Origin of the sequence: Zhongshania aliphaticivorans (genome assembly GCF_902705855.1) — a bacterium.
GTDB classification, from domain to species: domain Bacteria; phylum Pseudomonadota; class Gammaproteobacteria; order Pseudomonadales; family Spongiibacteraceae; genus Spongiibacter; species Spongiibacter aliphaticivorans_B.
The window spans coordinates 1-18,380 of the sequence record NZ_CACSIJ010000004.1; the positions used below are offsets into that span (position 1 = coordinate 1).

14 protein-coding genes are annotated in these 18,380 nt (G+C 49.7%); 3 read left to right on the forward strand and 11 right to left on the reverse strand.

Going from position 1 to position 18,380, the window contains the following annotated elements:
* The 8 genes from GVJ32_RS18430 to GVJ32_RS04150 form a co-directional block, all read right to left on the reverse strand.
* On the reverse strand, positions 1-151 hold a 151-nt coding region (locus tag GVJ32_RS18430), incomplete at its 3' end, for a helix-turn-helix domain-containing protein (protein WP_435808066.1).
* Between the two features lie 10 nt (positions 152-161).
* Positions 162-371, reverse strand: a complete 210-nt coding sequence (locus tag GVJ32_RS04120) for a hypothetical protein (protein ID WP_159238799.1) — start codon at positions 369-371, stop codon at positions 162-164.
* 127 nt (positions 372-498) lie between these two features.
* Positions 499-1,503 carry a phosphotransferase family protein gene (locus GVJ32_RS04125; RefSeq protein WP_159238800.1) on the reverse strand — a complete coding sequence of 335 codons (1,005 nt, stop codon included), beginning with the start codon at positions 1,501-1,503 and terminating at the stop codon, positions 499-501.
* Positions 1,500-2,468, reverse strand: a complete 969-nt coding sequence (locus GVJ32_RS18185) for a DUF7064 domain-containing protein (RefSeq protein ID WP_200841333.1) — start codon at positions 2,466-2,468, stop codon at positions 1,500-1,502. The genes GVJ32_RS04125 and GVJ32_RS18185 overlap by 4 nt, the downstream gene beginning before the upstream one ends.
* Positions 2,469-2,497: 29 nt before the next feature.
* Positions 2,498-3,652 (reverse strand): acyl-CoA dehydrogenase family protein, encoded by a 1,155-nt coding sequence (locus GVJ32_RS04135; RefSeq protein ID WP_159238801.1) that lies wholly within the window; start codon positions 3,650-3,652, stop codon positions 2,498-2,500.
* A gap of 5 nt (positions 3,653-3,657) precedes the next feature.
* Positions 3,658-5,289: an AMP-binding protein gene (locus tag GVJ32_RS04140; protein WP_159238802.1), complete on the reverse strand. Its 1,632-nt coding sequence runs from the start codon at positions 5,287-5,289 to the stop codon at positions 3,658-3,660.
* An 18-nt stretch (positions 5,290-5,307) separates the two neighbouring features.
* A complete protein-coding gene (locus GVJ32_RS04145; RefSeq protein ID WP_159238803.1) occupies positions 5,308-6,111 on the reverse strand; it encodes an enoyl-CoA hydratase/isomerase family protein in 804 nt (267 codons plus the stop codon).
* 94 nt (positions 6,112-6,205) lie between these two features.
* Positions 6,206-8,425, reverse strand: a complete 2,220-nt coding sequence (locus GVJ32_RS04150; RefSeq protein ID WP_159238804.1) for a TonB-dependent receptor — start codon at positions 8,423-8,425, stop codon at positions 6,206-6,208.
* A gap of 680 nt (positions 8,426-9,105) precedes the next feature.
* Here GVJ32_RS04150 and GVJ32_RS04155 point away from each other — a divergent pair.
* Complete coding sequence (locus GVJ32_RS04155; protein WP_159238805.1) at positions 9,106-9,738, forward strand: TetR/AcrR family transcriptional regulator; 633 nt, start codon at positions 9,106-9,108, stop codon at positions 9,736-9,738.
* Between the two features lie 102 nt (positions 9,739-9,840).
* The gene (locus tag GVJ32_RS04160) at positions 9,841-10,716 is read left to right on the forward strand and encodes a lysophospholipid acyltransferase family protein (RefSeq protein ID WP_159238806.1); all 876 of its coding nucleotides are present in this window, start codon (positions 9,841-9,843) and stop codon (positions 10,714-10,716) included.
* A 23-nt stretch (positions 10,717-10,739) separates the two neighbouring features.
* Here the strand turns inward: GVJ32_RS04160 and GVJ32_RS04165 are convergent, their stop codons facing one another.
* The 3 genes from GVJ32_RS04165 to GVJ32_RS04175 are packed head-to-tail and all read right to left on the reverse strand — an operon-like array spanning position 10,740 to position 15,434.
* A complete protein-coding gene (locus tag GVJ32_RS04165) occupies positions 10,740-11,792 on the reverse strand; it encodes a 2-oxoacid:ferredoxin oxidoreductase subunit beta (protein WP_159238807.1) in 1,053 nt (350 codons plus the stop codon).
* On the reverse strand, positions 11,792-13,651 hold the full coding sequence (locus GVJ32_RS04170) for a 2-oxoacid:acceptor oxidoreductase subunit alpha (protein ID WP_159238808.1): 1,860 nt from the start codon (positions 13,649-13,651) through the stop codon (positions 11,792-11,794). The genes GVJ32_RS04165 and GVJ32_RS04170 overlap by 1 nt, the downstream gene beginning before the upstream one ends.
* A gap of 1 nt (position 13,652) precedes the next feature.
* Entirely contained in the window at positions 13,653-15,434 is a 1,782-nt protein-coding gene (locus GVJ32_RS04175) for an FAD-dependent oxidoreductase (protein ID WP_159238809.1), read from the reverse strand.
* Positions 15,435-15,682: 248 nt separating this feature from the next.
* Between GVJ32_RS04175 and acnA the strand changes: the two genes are divergently transcribed.
* Entirely contained in the window at positions 15,683-18,322 is a 2,640-nt protein-coding gene (gene acnA / locus GVJ32_RS04180) for an aconitate hydratase AcnA (RefSeq protein ID WP_159238810.1), read from the forward strand.
* Positions 18,323-18,380 lie beyond the last annotated feature (58 nt).

Sequence of the window (18,380 nt, forward strand, 5' to 3'; positions counted from 1 at the left end):
CTAATTTTAACCATGGGTAAATCGTTCGAGCACCTAGCCCAAAACTTCGAGTCACCTCCGCGGCAGATTCACCATCAAATACCCGCTGCACCGCCAACCGTCGGAGGAGGTGCTGCTCTTCTGTGCTTAGTTTTCTTGCGTCAATTTCCATGCACGGTAGTCTAACACAGCGTATTGATTATTTCCGCCTTATTAGTAAGTACGCCACCGTGGCAGGTGCCGGCTTTATTGAGGTGGCAATCTCGCACCCGAAATCCCAACACTTTCTTTTCACCTACCTGCTTTAAATAAATATTGCCTATATGCACATCAAAGCCGGGGGCAGCGTCAACCAGATTAAAGCCGTCTGGAATTATGTCATTCGTGGTCATTTTTTAATCCTTTCTAATTCAAGCGTCATTTGTATTTGAATAATTTGGCGCTTACACAATACAGCTTTAAACGATTCACAAAAACGACACTATCATTTATTTCTCTATACAATTCCTAGCAAATGACTCAAGAGTCAATACTACTAAGCGCTGCGTTCAGAAATCTCTCCACTAATCCAGCTTGCTGATAATAATCATCGCCACCGCGACGCCGAGAGTAGTCGTACAATATTGCCAGCTTCCAATCGACGAATACTTGATACCATTTTAAATTCGACACATCGCGGCCACTGCCCGCCACATAGCGCGCAATTAACTCAGCTGGTTCTAGATAGCCGTCTTCCAATACCGCGGCGGCCAAGTCTTGGGTTGGCGTGCGGGGGATTCCATGGCGGGGATAGCAGTTAATAAAATAAGCAAGATCGAATAGCGGATCGCCAAGGGTTGCCAGCTCCCAGTCTAAAACAGCGAGAAGCCGAGTCGGCGCCGTCGCTTTCCACATCACATTACCAATGCGGAAATCGTTGTGCACAATGCAGGCATCGGACTCCATTGGAATGTTCGCAGCAAGCCACTGGGACAACTCCGCGAATGCGGGAGACAAATTTACATCATCGGGGATCAACGACTTAATACGTTTAAAATGCCGAGCATTAAAGCCGTCTGGTTTACCAAACCCCTCTAAACCTCGGGCGCGCCAATCTACTTTGTGTAGCGCAACAAGCGTATCAACCAAGGTTTCCGCCATAAACTGACGCTGGGCAGGAATCGCTAAACTGGCCGGTGTGACATCAGTTATCACCTCACCAGCGAGGTATTCCATAATATAAAACGGAACATCTAAGACCTCTAATGCATCTTCCACAGCAAGTACTTTGGCGACAGGCACGCCACTGTCTTCCAGCGCTTTAATCAAGCGCGCCTCACGCAGAACGTCATGAGCACCCACCGGTAAAGGTGGCGGCGGCGGCCGACGCAAAACCATTTCATGCTTACCGTCGCTGACCAAATACGTCAGGTTGGAGTGACCATCGCCAATACGCGTCGTCGTGAGGGGGCCATCAGTTAGTCCTTGCTCGGCAAGGAAATTCTGCAGCCGCCCCAAACTCGCTTCACACCATTCCCAGCTCATGATTTTTTATTCAGCGAAGCAAGGTAATTTACATAGGATTTGGGCCAATGGGTTTCAAACTGCCCCGCCGCTGCATGACCGTCGATTGTCGCGGTGCAGGCGGCTTCCATAATCATGGTATCCATCTTGTCATTGGTCGGCAGACGCACTAAGCCAAAGCGCTCCATTTGTAGATGGGTCACACCACCACGGGTATCGGTGATCGCCGCTTCTACTTGGCGCTGGCCCATATCATCGTCGTAGCTGGCATGATGTTTAATGGTGTCGATCGGCACCACTTCGCCGTCTTTAACCACATAGCCGGCAACGCCCATTTCGCCCTTGGCGATATAGATCCATGCATTGACGATATGGCGACCATCTGGGGTGTAGGCAATAAGCCATTTCCAATGATGAGGCACACCCCATTTGCGGGTTCCCCAGGAATGATCGCGATGACCAATGCGGTCCCATTCAATGCGGCGGTCGCCAAATTCCAAAAAGCCGGTAACGCGGCCAGTTTGCTCAAAACGATTTAGCGCAAACCATTCAGGTAAACCGGTGGGGTTTTGTCGATAGCTAAAGGCGTCGTGAATAGCGGTAAAATTGTATTCCAATTTAAGATTGTCACTCTCGTACTTGAGCACTGCCGTCTTGCGCAAGTCTGGCTGGGTCAGGCTCAAACCCGATAAGGAGAAGTTATCAAAGTCCATGCTGTCGGCAACTTCGCCATGACCAAGGTCCAGCACATAGGGTTCTTGATCTTCGCCCCACACCACAAAATTAAAGCCCGCTTGACCTGTGCCCGCCAAATAAAGATAGGCCTGAAAGCCTAGCTTCTCGTCAGGCATGATCATTTCCCAGAACAGGGAGTCGCGCATTTTCCCGCCAGGCAATGGCCGATGACGCAAATCGTCCTGATCTTGATACTCAGGGCTTGGCGCCTCGGCGGCGGTTGGAATATACAAATTAGCTAATGACGTCATAAATTCTCACTCAATTCTGTTTATGGTATTTACGAAGATGCATATTGCACGGCATGACGACCCACGCGCTCTCGGGCGATGATCAATTTCATAATGCCGGCGGTACCATCACCAATTTCTAGGCCCATCACATCGCGCAGGCGCTGCTGGTGGGGAAAGTCCTTGCTCCAACCATAGTGACCAAAGGTCAGCAGGCATTGATGAATAACGTCGCGGGCGTAGCGTGGCCCCATCCATTTACACATTGCGGCTTCTGAGGTGTGGGGCAAATTGGCATCGCGCAGACTTAAGGTGTGCATACACAATTGGCGAATGGCGGCGATTTGGGATTCGCCTTCTGCCAAGGGAAAAGTGACCCCTTGAAACTGGGCAATAGGACGACCAAAGGCTTCACGGTCTACGCTATAGGCCCATGCTTCGTCTAAAGAGGCTTGAGCGGCGCCGCAGCATTGCAAACCAATAAGCGCGCGGCTGTAATCAAAACCCTGCATAACTTGACTAAAACCCTTACCCGCATCGCCAACACGATGGCTAGCAGGTATGCGCACCTCGTCGTAAAAGATCGAACCGCGACCAATAATGGCGCTGCCCAAATCGTCATAGCGGGTTTGGCTAACGCCCTTGCAGTCATGGGGAACAAAAAATGCCGTTACGCCAGCGGCCTTGTCGCCCTCACCTGTGCGGGCAAATACCAAGGAGGCATCGGCGCAATCGGCAAAGGTAATAGAGGCTTTTTCGCCGCTTAGAATATAGTCGTCGCCATCGCGCCTAGCCCGCATTTTTAAGGCGGCGGCGTCGGAGCCGCCACTGGGCTCGGTTAGGCAAATAGCGACAATCGCCTCGCCAGCTACCATTTTCGGCAGCCACTGCCCAGCAACATCGGGATGGGCATAACGCATTAGAATTGAGCCAACCAAAGACACATTTACTGGCAAGGCGCTGATATTAAAGTCGCCGTAGGCCATCTGCTCGGCAAGCACACCCGCCGATAGAGCATCTAAGCCCATGCCGCCAACTGCCTCTGGCAAATCCACACCAAGAAAACCTAAGTCGCCAAGTTGTTTCACAAGATTGCGATCTAGCACGCCGTGGCGCTCTCGCGCTTGGTATTCTGGCAGTAGCGTTTTTAATGAAAAAGCCTTTGCCGCGTCGGCTATTTGCTGTTGAAGCTCGGTTAATAGCATCGCACTTAGCCCTTTTCTTCAAGGGTGCTTGCTTGCACATACAGCTGGCGCAAACGCATTTTATTAATTTTACCCGTTGCGGTTAACGGCATTTCCTCAATGAATTTAATGTCTTCGGGCAACCACCATTTTGCGAGGGTCTGGGCCATGTGTTGGCGCAGCGCGTCTGCCGAGACCTCTTGGTTCGCATTTAGGGTACATAATAAAAAGGGCCGCTCCTGCCAGCGTGGGTGGGGCGCCGCCACCGCTGCCGCCAAATTGACTGCAGGGTGGCTCGCAGCAGCGGCCTCTAACTGTGGTGAACTTATCCATTCACCGCCGGACTTGATAACATCCTTAGCCCGATCAACGATTTGAATTGTGCTGTCTGGGTAGATGGTGGCGATATCGCCGGTGTCTAGCCACTCGACGGCTTGATCTTCGCTCTCGCCAACATAACGGGCGGCAACGATTGGGCCGCGCACTTGTAAAATACCCGAGGCGATACCGTCGTGAGCAAGGCGATTGCCCTCCTCATCCACAATGCGTAAATCGGCTTGAAAACCAACACGGCCTTGGCGGTTGAGCGCGATTTTGCGGATGTCGGCCTTATTCGTTTCACCGGCTGTTGGTGGCAAGCTCGCGCGAGTCGCGCCGGGAACTTCGGTCATCCCCCATGTGGTGCGCACGCCAATACCGCGACCCTCTAATAAATCAAAAAGCTTTTCGGGTATGGCCGTGCCCGCAACCAAAGCGGTGCTTAGCGATGCTAGGCTTGTTTCGCTGCGATCCGCGGTGGCCATAATGTCGCTCCACACGGTAGGTACCGCACCGGCAATCGTCACACCTTCTTGGGCCATTAATTCAACGACGCCAGCGGGCGAGAAATCTCGGCCCGGCAATACCAGCTTATGGCCATTCATGGGCGCAGAGAAAGGCATCATCCAGCCGTTAGCATGGAAGATGGGGGCAATGGGCATGGCACACACCAATTCGCCATTACGGGCACTGCCGTACATATCCACCATGGTCATATTCATGGCGCAAAGCGTTAAGCTGCGGTGGCTGTATGCCACACCTTTTGGCCTGCCGGTGGTGCCCGAGGTAAAACACACCGTCGCGGCATCGCGCTCGTCAAATACCGGCCATTCAAATTGATCATCCACACCGTCTTTCAATGCGCTTAAAGAACAGTATTTTCTGAGGTTAGCTGCGGGCAGCGCTTCGCCTTCGTCGAGGTAAATCCACTGGCTGATAAAATCGGTATTGCGATCTATCTCTTCTGCCAGTGCTTGGGTATCGGCGTCGTAAAAGCAGACCTTATCTGCCATCAGTTCAATCATGTAACACAGATCATTCACGGTTAATCGCGGATTCAGCGTATGCAGAGGCGAGCCGATGCCCAACACTCCGTAAAATACTTCAAGGTGATTAATGGTATTCCACGTTAGGGAAGAGAAATGGGTGTCGCTATTAAAGCCAGCAGCTAGCAAGGATTTAGCGAGTTGCTTGCTGCGCGAGCGCAGGGCCCGCCAATCACTGCGTTCAACACGGCCATTGATTTGACGCGATACCACTTCAGTCTCACCGTGGTGGTCTGCAGCGTAGTCGATGAGCCGAGACAATAGCATCGGCACGTCCATCATTAATCCTTGCATAGGGTTCTACTCTTTAAATCAGGTGTTTTTATAATTCGGGCGACGCTTTTCTTTAAAGGCTGTTACTGCCTCTTGATGATCTGCCGTGCCCATCAGCAGGTTTTGCTGACGATCTTCTATGGCGACCGCCGCGTCTAAACTTGGCGAATCGACCGTTGCCGTAAGTGCTTCTTTGGTTAAACGCAGGCCAAGGGGCGATGCTTGCAACATGTCGTCGGCCAGTAATAAGCCCTGCTCGAGCAACTTGTCTTTTTCGACCAGCTCCGACACCAAGCCCATGGCCAGCGCACGTTCAGCAGTAATGAAGCGTCCGGTGTACAAATACATGGCGGCGTTGGAAAAGCCGATAATTCTAGGTAAGAAATAGCCCGAGCCCATATCAGTACCGCTTAGGCCCACTTTGATATAGGCGGCATTCATCTTGGTACAGGGTGCGGCTAAGCGAACATCTGCCGCTAACACCAATGAAAAGCCACCGCCGCAAATTGGGCCGTGACACAAGGCAATAATTGGTTGCGAGCAGCTGCGCATTAATTTAATTAATGCCGATGCTTGGCGCTGCACTTCGTACTGCTGAGATTCACGGCCCTCACCTGAGGCAAATGCACTGGAATCTAAATCGGCACCGGCGCAAAACGCGCGACCTTCGCCGCGGAGCAGCACAATTCGAGTGTGGTAGTTAGACTGCAAGCTTAAAAAATAATCGTAAAGATCACTAAACAATTGTTTGTTCAAAGAGTTAAGTGCATCAGGACGATTGAGGCTAACGATATCTATATCGCCGCGCTGTTCAATACTGAGAAATTCGTAATTCTGTTTCATTATTTAATAATCCATAACGCTAGCAGTCTTGAATCATGATGCGGCAAATAACACCACATCATGATCACAAACATCACTTCATTCTTAACCAGTCTTAGTAAGACCACGCCAAAGTAAGACCAAAGGTTCTTGGTAAAGCGTAAATATTGATAACTTGACCCGGCAGAGCCAGTATCGTGCTGCGATATTCTTCATTAAGCACGTTGTTAGACCACAGGCTTGCGCGCCAGTTATCACGCGTAAGCGTCGCCCGCACATTGGCTAGACCGTAAGCATCTTCTTTTGTATAGGGTGCGGTAGTACCGTATTTAGCATCTGCCTCACCGGGCTCATGGAAAAACTCAGTGTTATAGGAATAATCACCGCGAAAAATTAGCTCCATCTCATTTTCGAAAGGAACAATATATTCCGCACCAACATTGAAGGAATGCTCCGGAGCTCTAACCATGCGAGTACCTGAGTAATCGACATTGTTACTAGCAACATAATCTAGATACTTGGCGTCGGTGTAGGCATAGGAAAAGTTCATGGTTAGTGCCACGGTAGGACGGTATAGCAAGTCCATTTCTAAACCGCGAATACGACTTTCACCGGCGTTATCAATTAACGATGGCGTGCTACCGTCGGCGAGCTGAACCACACGTGATACTTGAATATCGGTGTAATCAAACTGGTATACCGCGCCGTTAAATGTCAGCGAGTTATCTAACCACTGTGATTTAAAACCAATTTCATAAGCAACCAGTTGCTCAGGTTCAAACACAATACCGGCCTGAGATGCGGTTAGTGATGTGTACTGATAACCACCTGATTTAAAGCCCTGACTGTAGCTGGTGTAAAAACTAAGCTCGTCATTTACACGGTAGTTAAGAACCGCTTTAGGGTCGGTAGACGTAAATTCCTGTTCGGGATTAACAACACGGAAGTCTGCACTCACCAATGGTCTGGCATCTGTTGTGGTTCCAGACAATATTGCCGACTTAGTATCTTTGGTATAGCGCAAACCCAAGGTCAAATCTAACTGGTCCGTTAGAAGAATTGTTGCCTGACCAAAGTAAGCATTGCTGGTGGTATCAAAACTACCGCCAGTGGTATCCGTCGGATAGCTGCCGTCGGCCGTTGGCGCATACACCGCTGAATCTGGGCCATATTTGAAGGTGTCGAAATGGACACTTTCGTCGCTAAAATAATAGACGCCAGCGATCCAATCTACCTTGCCATCAAAAGACAATGAACCACCTGACTCTGAAACAAAGCGTACCTCTTGAGTAAATTGCTCTGATTCTTCATCGGAAATTTGACGAATTACATCCAGACTGGTGTTATCGAAATCACGGTCATCGACGTAAGTCATTTCTCGGTAAGTAGAGACCGAGATCAACGTACCCGCATCAAAGTCATATTCGATTTTAGCGTTCAATGCATCTACGTCACGGTCGTACTTGGTGTCCGTGGTGTAGTACTGTTTAAATTTATTACCTGACTTCTTCGGCGTGCCACCACCGCCCAAAAGAATGCCATCTTCATTTGCGGTGGAACCAATACTTTCACCTTGGAATGAATCACCGGTATCGCTCGCAAAATCTGCGATTAAATCCATACGAAGATTATCAATAGGTGTGAATAATAAGCGGAAGCGACCACCAGTATTATCCAAACCTTGAGGATGCTCACCGGTTGCCAAGTTAGTCATGTAGCCTTCACGGTAGCTATGCCAAAGTGCCGCACGACCGGACAATTTACCGTCAATTAACGGGCCCGACACCGCACCAAAAAGATTCTTGCTGTCGAAATTACCAGCACCTACTTCAGCCTCAGCTTCAAACTCGTCGCTAGGTCCTTTTGTTACCACATTGATAACACCACCGATAACATTACGACCATAGAGTGTGCCCTGCGGGCCTTTAAGCACTTCGATGCGCTGAACATCTTTTAATGTTCCCAATACGCCACCGGTTCTTCCTAAATACGCTTCATCGACGAAAACGCCGACCGAAGACTCAGAACCCGGGTCAAATTGGCGAGTACCAATACCACGAATATATAACTGCGGACGACTGGTGCCAAAGCCACCAGCATAAAAGCCCGGAACACGTGGCGCCACTATAGATACGTCAACAATACCGGCGTCGCGCACTGCTCTCTCGTCAAATGCAGAAATACTAGCGGGAATGTCTTGGATGCTCTGGCTTCTCTTTTCTGCGGTTACAACTACCTCTTCGAGTGCAGTATTTTCTCGCGGCGCACTATACACCTGCGCTGCAGCCGGAATTGTTAAGCAGATAATCCCTAATTTTGTTAACGATTTTTTCATTCGAATAGCCCTTATGATTATATTTTTGATACATGAAGCCAGAGTAAATCTACATCTTTAGAAACGATCGAATTTCACTAAACACGACTATGACTAATAGTTAGTGCCACTCAATAAGACAGAATCTTTGTTTTATATTTATTGCGTATACAAACAAAAAGGTAAGCAAACTGAGCTCGCCACTTCTGCACTCGGTGAGAGATAAAAACATCGTTTCCCATCACTCTTGTTACGCATGCTAACTATTGAGAGACACCCTCGTCAACTTATTTGTTTGAAGCAAACAAGTTTAAATTGTTATAAGGGCGCAAGAGAAATTGCTATTTTGGGAATATGCCTCGCTTAATCGACACGAATACAATCTGACAAGAAGATCTCACTACCGGCGACGACGTGAGTAAAACCTATATAAATCAGCCTATTAAAAATTCATGCGCAAAATATTGTAGCTACCGTCATGAAAAGTGTCCTCTTGCAAGAGTACATGCACGCAAAATGATATTTGTTTCAAACAAACAAGTATCTTGCTCCACCCAACTATTGGGCATACAATTTCTTCTCTTATTACACATACTTGTAAATATCGCCCCCTTACCCCTGTTGAGACTTGGCGGTAATGAGAGCTCATTAAAATACGAATACATCAATCTGCAGACCCAGCATGGAAGTAAACTAAAAATATGAACGGGCCAGAAAACCAACAAAAGCTGACTCAAGCTGAGCGTGTCGCAAAGTCTGATGAAAGAATGCTAGAAGTTGCCAATGAGCTTATTCTGGAAATAGGTACAGAGAAAACCACACTAAAAGAAGTAGGCGAACGTGCAGGCTACAGCCGAGGGCTGGCCAGTGCGCGATTTGGCTCTAAAGAAGAGCTATTCAAACGCATCCTCACCGAGCATAGAAAGCTTTGGTATCACTACTTACACGAGACCGACAATAAGTCTGGGATTGACTCCATACTCACCCGTATAAATGCCGTTGAACATATTATTATCAACGAGCCCGACAACATTAAAGTTATGTACACCCTGTGGTTTGATTCACTAGGCCATCCGTCGGTTTTGAGCGAGGAGCTTGTCCGTTACAATACGGAATCTCAGCAAGGTTTGACCAAGGTACTGGAAGACGGCATTGGTAGTGGCGAATTCCCTACAGGCCTAGATGTTCACCAGTTCGTCATTGATTATTACAGTCGTATATATGGGCTCATCTATCAATGGTTGGTCACCCCTGACGTCGTCGACATCAAAAGGTCTTTAGCGTCACTTAAGAAGTATTGCGAGCTGGTGCTCATTAAAAACATCTTGGGCTAAATCGTGCGCTGGCTAGCTCTAGCCGCCAAAACATCGAAATTACTATTCGCCCCCTGCTCTGTTAAAATGTTTGGTCGCACCACGCCAAGAGCAGGATCACCCATGGCTTTTACTGACAAAAATGCTGAGCCCTATAGCGGCCAAGATTTAGTTCGCTATATAGACAAGGCCTTAAAGGTCTCACCGCCTAAATCAAAGGTGAGGAATTTTAGCTATAAAATAATCAAGCGTATGTTTCAGCCTCAGCTGCTTGATGTTCAGAACATCCCAAGCCAACCCTGCCTATTTGTCGCTAATCACGCTATGTACGCTGTCGATGGGCCGATTATTGGCCTGCCGATGCTAGCGGAACAAGGGCGCTTTATCCGCGCGCTGAGCGATAAATTTTTATGGAACCCGGTAAATGAAAGCCTGTTATTAAACCAAGGCGTCGTTATTGGCCACCCTGAAGTGTGTTCCGCGCTAATGGACAACGGCAGTGACTTAATCGTCTTTCCCGGCGGTGCCCACGAGGCAACCAAATCCGCAGATAAGAAATACCAGCTTCTGTGGAAAGAGCGCTACGGGTTTATCAGGCTTGCTGCCAAACACGGCTATACCATCGTACCGACCGCCATTGTTGGCCCAGAAGACTTTTACGACCATCTTATTGAAGGCGAAGACTTGCCCGACACCCTCATTGGGCGAGCATTAACGCTGCTCGGCCTTATCAATGAAAATACCCGCAGTGATTTAATGGGGCCGATACCCTTAGGCTTGTTTCGCACCCTCATCCCCAAGCCACAAAAATGCTATATCCAGTTTGGTGAGCCGCTTGATCTTAGTGAGTACAAAGGTAAGCAACTGACGCAGGAAACGATGATTCCGCTACGTCAGCAAGTTGCTGACGACATTAACGGCATGATAGCTCTGCTACTTAAAGCACGCGATAAGGATAGAGCGAGAAGTGGCCGTATTCGCCGCCTGCTAACAAAGTAGCTGTTAACAGGCGACTGCTGGCGTTAGCGTAAACTCTCATTCAATTTATCCAAGACTTTTTGACCTGGACACAGCTCCGCCGCGCCTAAATCGCGCAGCGGGGTTTTACTGGTACCCAGTATCTCGTGTAGATCCTGAGAGTTTTCATCCATAAACAATAAGCCGGTAAGAATTTGATCCTTGGCTTTATAGTCTTTTATTAGGCGCAATGCTGAACGACGACTGCTGATATTCAACTCTGGATCAGCCTTGTGAAGATGCACCACTGAACCATCATGCAAGGTGACTTCTTTAGACTGCCCCTGCTCATACTCTGCTGAAATTTCCTGTTTGAACGGCACGTAATCCACCGTGCCCGTCGCAGCAAGATGATCGCGTACATGTTCATAACCCTTGGTTGACTTAGGGTTATTGTTAAAGGTGACGCAGGGCGAGATTACGTCGATGAACGCAAACCCTCGATGACTGATTGCGGCTTTAATGAGCGGCACCAGCTGTTCTCTGTCACCAGAAAAACTGCGTGCGACAAAGGTTGCACCCAGTTGTAATGCAATGCTGGCAAGGTCAATCGGTTCAAAATGATTGGGCTCGCCTTTCTTACTGGCCGAGCCGATATCGGCAGTAGCGGAATCTTGGCCCTTGGTTAAGCCGTAGCAACCATTGTTTTCTACCACGTACATCATATTTAAATTACGACGTACTACGTGGGTAAACTGGCCCATGCCGATGGAAGCGGTATCGCCATCGCCAGACACGCCAACATAAATAAGATCGCGGTTGGCAAGGTTTGCACCCGTTGCCACCGACGGCATACGGCCATGTACCGAATTAAAGCCGTGTGAGTTGCCTAAAAAGTAGGTTGGTGTTTTAGATGAACAACCGATACCTGACATTTTGGCCACTTTATGTGGCGCAATAGATAATTCAAAACAGGCCTGAACGATGGCTGCACTTATCGAGTCGTGACCACAGCCCGCACAAAGCGTTGATATGGCACCTTCGTAATCTTTGCGGGTAAAACCAAGGTCGTTACGCGGCAAGTCTGGATGACGAAATGCAGGACGAATATAAGTCATTAAACAGACTCCTTAACCATTTTCTTTTTATGGATGGGCCGAACATTGTCGCCTCGCAACACCGCGATAATTTCCTCGCGAATCTTCCGCGCAGAGATTGGAGTACCGTTGTAATTTAAGATCGAAATTAAATCCCGCGGCGACACCAAGCACTCATTCACCAACAGCGTTCGCATTTGCGCGTCGCGGTTTTGATCCACCACAAACACGGTGTCATGCTGCTCTATAAATGCGTCGACAGACTTATGGAAGGGAAAACCTTTTATTCGCAATGTATCAATCCCAATGCCCTCTGCCGCTAAAGTATCTACGGCTTCCAGCGTAGCTTCGCGACTAGTGCCAAAGTGAATAACACCCACTTTGCCACCGCCTTTGCTTGCGTCGATAATCTCAGGCATCGGTACGAGATTTTTCGCGGTATCCCATTTTTTCAGCAGGCGCTGCATATTCTTTTCATAGGCGTCACCATCTTCGGTATACACCGCATACTCGTCTCGCGACGTGCCACGGGTAAAAAAGGCGCCCTTAGTGGGGTGTGTACCCGGGTACGTGCGATAAGGAATGCCGTCACCGTCGACATCCAAATAACGACCAAAGCGCTCGCTCATGGCCTCTAGCTGTTCTTCGTTGAACACTTTGCCGCGCTGATACTCACGTTTGTCATCCCACACCAGTGGCGGCGACATGGTGTCGTTCATACCAAGGTCGAGGTCGGTCAACATAATGACTGGCGTTTGCAGACTCTCTGCCAAATCAAATGCCTCGGCGGTCATTTCAAAACATTCACGCGGCGTCGAAGGGAATAACAGCACGTGCTTGGTATCGCCATGCGATGCATAAGCGCAGGCCAACACATCGGATTGCTGAGTACGGGTCGGCATTCCCGTTGAGGGGCCGGCGCGCTGAACATCTATAAGTACTGTCGGGATTTCAGCAAAATAAGCTAAACCCAAAAATTCACTCATTAAAGAAATACCGGGCCCGCTGGTGGCGGTAAAGGCACGGGCGCCGTTCCAGCTGGCACCGATCACCATCCCGATAGCTGCTAACTCATCTTCGGCCTGCACAATGGCGTAATTTTTACTGCCGCTGCCGGGATCAATACGCAGGCGTTTGCAGTATTTATCGAAGCCATCCACCACCGAGGTCGACGGCGTAATGGGATACCACGCGGCCACAGTGGCACCACCGTATATCGCACCAAGCGATGCCGCGGTATTGCCATCAATCAGAATTTGATCGCCCACCGCGTCGCGGCGTTCAACACGAATTCCCAGCGGACATTGATAATGTTCCGCAGCATAGTGATAACCAATTTCCAACGCCCGAACATTGGGCGTGATCAATTTCTCTTTGCCGCGAAACTGATCCGACACCAAGCCAGTTAACACCTCAAATTCGATATCTAACAGCGCAGACAATGCGCCAACATAAATAATATTTCGGAATAATTGCTGCTGACGTGCATCACTGTATTCACGCTGACATAAGTCTTTTAAAGGTACGCCAATGAAATGAATATCGCTGCGCATCATCCGTAGATCTAGGGGCTTGCTGGAGTCATAGAAAAAATAACCACCCGACTCCACTTCCTGTATGTCCTTCGCCATACTTTGTGGATTCATGCACACCATCATATCTACGCCGCCGCGCCGACCGAGATAACCCTTTTCATTCACCCGCACTTCATACCAAGTGGGCAAGCCTTGAATATTTGATGGAAATATATTCTTTGGGCTTATAGGCAAGCCCATTCGGAATAAAGATTTTGCGAACATATTATTTGCACTGGCGGAGCCGGTGCCGTTTACATTGGCAAATTTAATAACGAAATCGTTTACTGCTTCGATGCGTTTCATATCAGCCGCACTGCCCCGCTTTGCTCACCGAGTAATAAAATTTCTGCATATCCCACGCTGCGGTTGGGCAACGTTCAGCACAAAGACCACAATGTAGGCAGACGTTTTCGTCTTTAATCATCGCACGTCCAGTGCGTAAGTCTGCCGACACATAAATATCTTGCTCGGTATTATTCGCGGGCATTTTTAAGGTTTGGCGAAGCTGATCTTCGTCAGCACTGTTAACAACAATGCTGAGGCAATCGGTAGGACAAATATCGACGCAGGCATCGCATTCAATACACAGCTGCTCCGTGAACACGGTTTGCGCATCACAATTTAAGCAACGCTGCGCTTCTTGAAAGGCCGTCGCCGCGTCGTAACCCAACTCCACTTCTAATTTACGATTGGTAAGAGTTTGCTCCAATTCCGCTTGGGGAACTTGATAGCGCTCGTCATTCTCAATCTGGCTATCGTAGCTCCATTCATGAATACCCATTTTCTGGCTTACCAAGGTCACCCCTGGCGGTGGTCGCTTGGCAACCGACTCGCCCTGACAATGCAAGTCGATAGAGATCGCCGCCTGATGGCCGTGGGCAACCGCGGTAATAACATTCTGCGGGCCAAAGGCCGCATCGCCACCGAAAAATACCGTCGGGTTACTCGACTGGAAAGTGGTTTCATCCACTACAGGCATACCCCATTTATCAAACTCAACACCAACATCGCGTTCGATCCACGGGAATGAGTTCTCCTGACCGATAGCCACCAGCACGTCGTCGCAGGCTACGATCACCGGCTCCTCACCGGTTGAGACCAAGCTCCGTTTGCCCTTGTTGTCATACACCGCTTTAACTCGATCGAAGCGCATGGCCACCAAGCGGCCGTCTTCAACAATAAATTCCTGCGGCACGTGGTTATCCATGATTGGAATGCCTTCATGAGCGGCGTCTTCCTTCTCCCACGGCGAGGCTTTCATCTCTGCAAACGGACTGCGCACAATAACTTTAACTTCGTCGCCACCCACACGCCGAGCCGTACGGCAGCAGTCCATCGCGGTATTCCCGCCACCGAGCACAATGACTTTTTTACCAATACTTTCAACGTGCTCAAAGGCCACACTCGACAGCCAATCTATGCCGATATGAATATTGGCGTCAGCCTCTACCCGCCCAGGCAAATCTAAGTCGCGGCCACGGGGCGCGCCACTGCCGACAAAAACAGCATCGTAGTTTTTATCTAACACCGTTTTAAGGCTGTCTACGTAATGGTTGAAATGGGTGAGTACGCCCATGTCGAGGATGCGATCGACCTCGTCATTCAAGACCTCTTCCGGCAAGCGGAATGCGGGAATCTGACTGCGCATAAAGCCGCCGCCAGCGCGTTGATCGTCGTAAAGATCGACGCTATAACCCAGCGGCATCAAATCACGCGCCACGGTCAATGCCGCAGGGCCAGCGCCAATTAGCGCAATTCGTTTGCCGTTTTTCTTCTTGGGAATAATCGGCATGCGATCACTGATATCGCCCTTATTGTCTGCGGCAACACGCTTGAGCCGACAGATGGCGACCGGCTCATCGTCGATGCGCCCCCGCCGGCAAGCTGGCTCACAGGGCCGATCACAGGTGCGACCAAGCACACCGGGGAATACATTAGATTCCCAGTTGATCATATAAGCGTCGGTATAACGCTGAGCGGCAATTAAACGAATATATTCTGGCACCGGTGTATGTGCCGGGCAGGCATACTGACAGTCGACCACCTTATGAAAATACTCGGGGTCTCGGGTGTTAGTGGCTTTCAATGCGCCCCCTCAAATTATTATTAGTGCGAGTTGGGTAGCAGGTGTCGGTGGCCTTACTGGGGCCGACACCCCTTAAAACGTAATGATTACACCACAGCAGAAATATAAATTCATTAGAAAAATGGCACCATACTTACGAATTTATCAATAACAAAGAAGTGACTATATTTATAAGGGATAGTCCTGCAATTTAGGCAGTCTATGCTAGGGTAAGCAGTTAATAGCTATCTTGGCCAAAGGAGTTTGCAATGCAATCCACCGACCATCTACGCGCCACACTCAATGTTAACGGCGCTGACTACGACTATTTCGATTTGAACAAACTAGGAGATGAGCGCCTCGCACAACTCCCCAAGTCACTAAAGATTCTACTAGAAAACCAGTTGCGCCACTTTGACGGCGATTCAGTCAATTCGGACATCATCGTCGCGTTCTCGCGCTGGCTAGATAAACCCACTGGCGGTGAAGACCTCAATTTTTCGCCAGCACGGGTGCTGATGCAGGATTTCACCGGTGTGCCCGCCATTGTGGATTTAGCCGCCATGCGGGACGCGGTGGCAAAACGCGGCGGTGATGTAACGGCCATCAACCCACAGATTCCCGTACATCTGGTTATCGACCACTCGGTAACCGTCGATCAATTCGGCTCACCTCAAGCCTTTGGCGAGAATGTCGCCAATGAAATGGCCCGTAACGATGAACGCTACCGCTTTTTAAAGTGGGGACAGTCTGCCTTCAAAAACTTCAACGTTGTGCCGCCGGGTACCGGCATATGCCATCAGGTAAACCTTGAATATCTGGCCCAAGTGGTTTGGCATAATGACGAGAATATGGCCTACCCCGACACGGTATTAGGCACAGACAGCCACACACCCATGGTCAATGGCTTAGGCGTGTTGGGCTGGGGCGTGGGCGGCATAGAAGCGGAAGCGGCTCTACTCGGCCAACCCTACTCAATGATGCTGCCAGAGGTGATTGGCTTTGAATTAGACGGCAAATTGAAGGACGGCGTTACCGCGACAGATTTGGTGTTAACCGTAGTACAAATTCTACGCAGAGAAGGTGTAGTCGGAAAATTTGTCGAATTTTACGGCGACGGTCTAGCTGAATTAAGTGTGGCCGACCGCGCCACTATTGCCAATATGGCACCTGAATATGGCGCGACCTGCGGCTACTTCCCCGTTGATGACGCCACCCTCGCCTATATGAAGCTAACAGGGCGGAGTAGCGAAAACATAGCGCTAACCGAAGCCTACTGCAAAGCACAAGGCATGTGGCGCAATGCGGGTGATCAACCGACATTTACCCGCAGCGTGAATCTAGACCTCGACACGGTTGAACCAAGTCTTGCGGGGCCGAGCCGACCACAGGATCGAGTAGCCCTTAGCGATTTGGGACAAGCCATGCGCGACCATCTCAAAGCCAGCAAGCGCGATGTTAATGAAACCGCCGCGATTCCTGAGATGAAACTGAAGCTGCATCATGGCGATGTGGTGATCGCTGCCATTACCAGCTGCACCAACACCTCCAACCCCGACGTAATGATTGCCGCCGGACTGGTCGCCCGCAAAGCCCGCGAACGCGGTTTACGAGTAAAACCGTGGGTCAAAACATCGCTAGCGCCCGGCTCAAAAGTGGTCAGCAAATACTTAAATGACAGCGGCTTACAAGAGGATTTAAATTCGCTAGGTTTTGACTTAGTTGGCTACGGCTGCACAACCTGCATTGGCAATTCCGGCCCGCTACCAGACCCTATCGCCGCAGCGATAGATAGCAAAGATATGGTGGTGTCAGCGCTGCTGTCAGGCAACCGCAACTTTGACGGCCGCATCCATCCGCAGGTAAAAGCGAGCTGGCTAGCTTCGCCCCCACTGGTTGTTGCCTACGCGCTTGCAGGTAATACCCTGCTGAATTTACGCGACGACGCCATCGGCACCGACCATCAGGACAATCCGGTTTATCTAAAAGACCTATGGCCAAACAATGCGGAAATTCATGAAATTCGTAAAATCGTCAGTGGCAGCATGTTCCGCGAGGCGTACAACGACGTGTATAACGGCACCGCTGAATGGCAAACCATAGAGATTGAAAAAACCGAAACCTACCAGTGGCAGGCAGATTCCAGCTATATACGGCTGCCCACTTTCTTCGACTCGCCCACCCTCGCCAGCGAAGAATTTCCCAGCCTGCGCGGCGCGCGAATCTTGGGCTTGTTTGGTGACACCATCACCACCGACCACATTTCGCCGGCGGGTAAAATTGCCCTAGACAGCCCCGCCAGCCATTACCTGCAAGGTATTGGCGTGCCACCAGAGGATTTCAACTCCTATGGATCACGACGCGGCAACCATGAGGTTATGCTTCGCGGCACCTTTGCCAACACCCGCCTGCGCAATAAATTGGTAGACCGCGAAGGCGGTTACACCTTGTCGCCAGACGGTGAAAGCGTAGTCTCTATTTACAAAGCCGCCATGGCTTACCAGGAAAGTAATACCCCACTCGTCGTCATCGCCGGCAAACAATACGGCACCGGCTCCAGTCGTGATTGGGCCGCGAAAGGGACTTTATTACTCGGAGTAAAAGCAGTAATCGCCGAAAGTTTTGAGCGAATCCATCGGTCTAATTTGATCGGCATGGGTGTTATGCCCGTAGAGTTCGACAAAGAAATCCCGCAGGAAATGCTAGACCTTAAAGGCGATGAATACGTCGATATCGTGTCTTGCGACACCATACTGGCGCCAAAGCAAAAGGTGAGAATTGTACTGTCCCGCAATGACGGCAGTCGCCATGAAGTATTAGGCCGCCTGCGAATAGATACTAGCGAGGAAATGGCCTATTTCCGTCACGGCGGTATTCTGCAATACGTTTTGGCAGAGCTGGATAAATAATCCCATTGCGCCATTTGATTGGTTTTTATGCATTGTCACGATTATATTAAGGCAATTG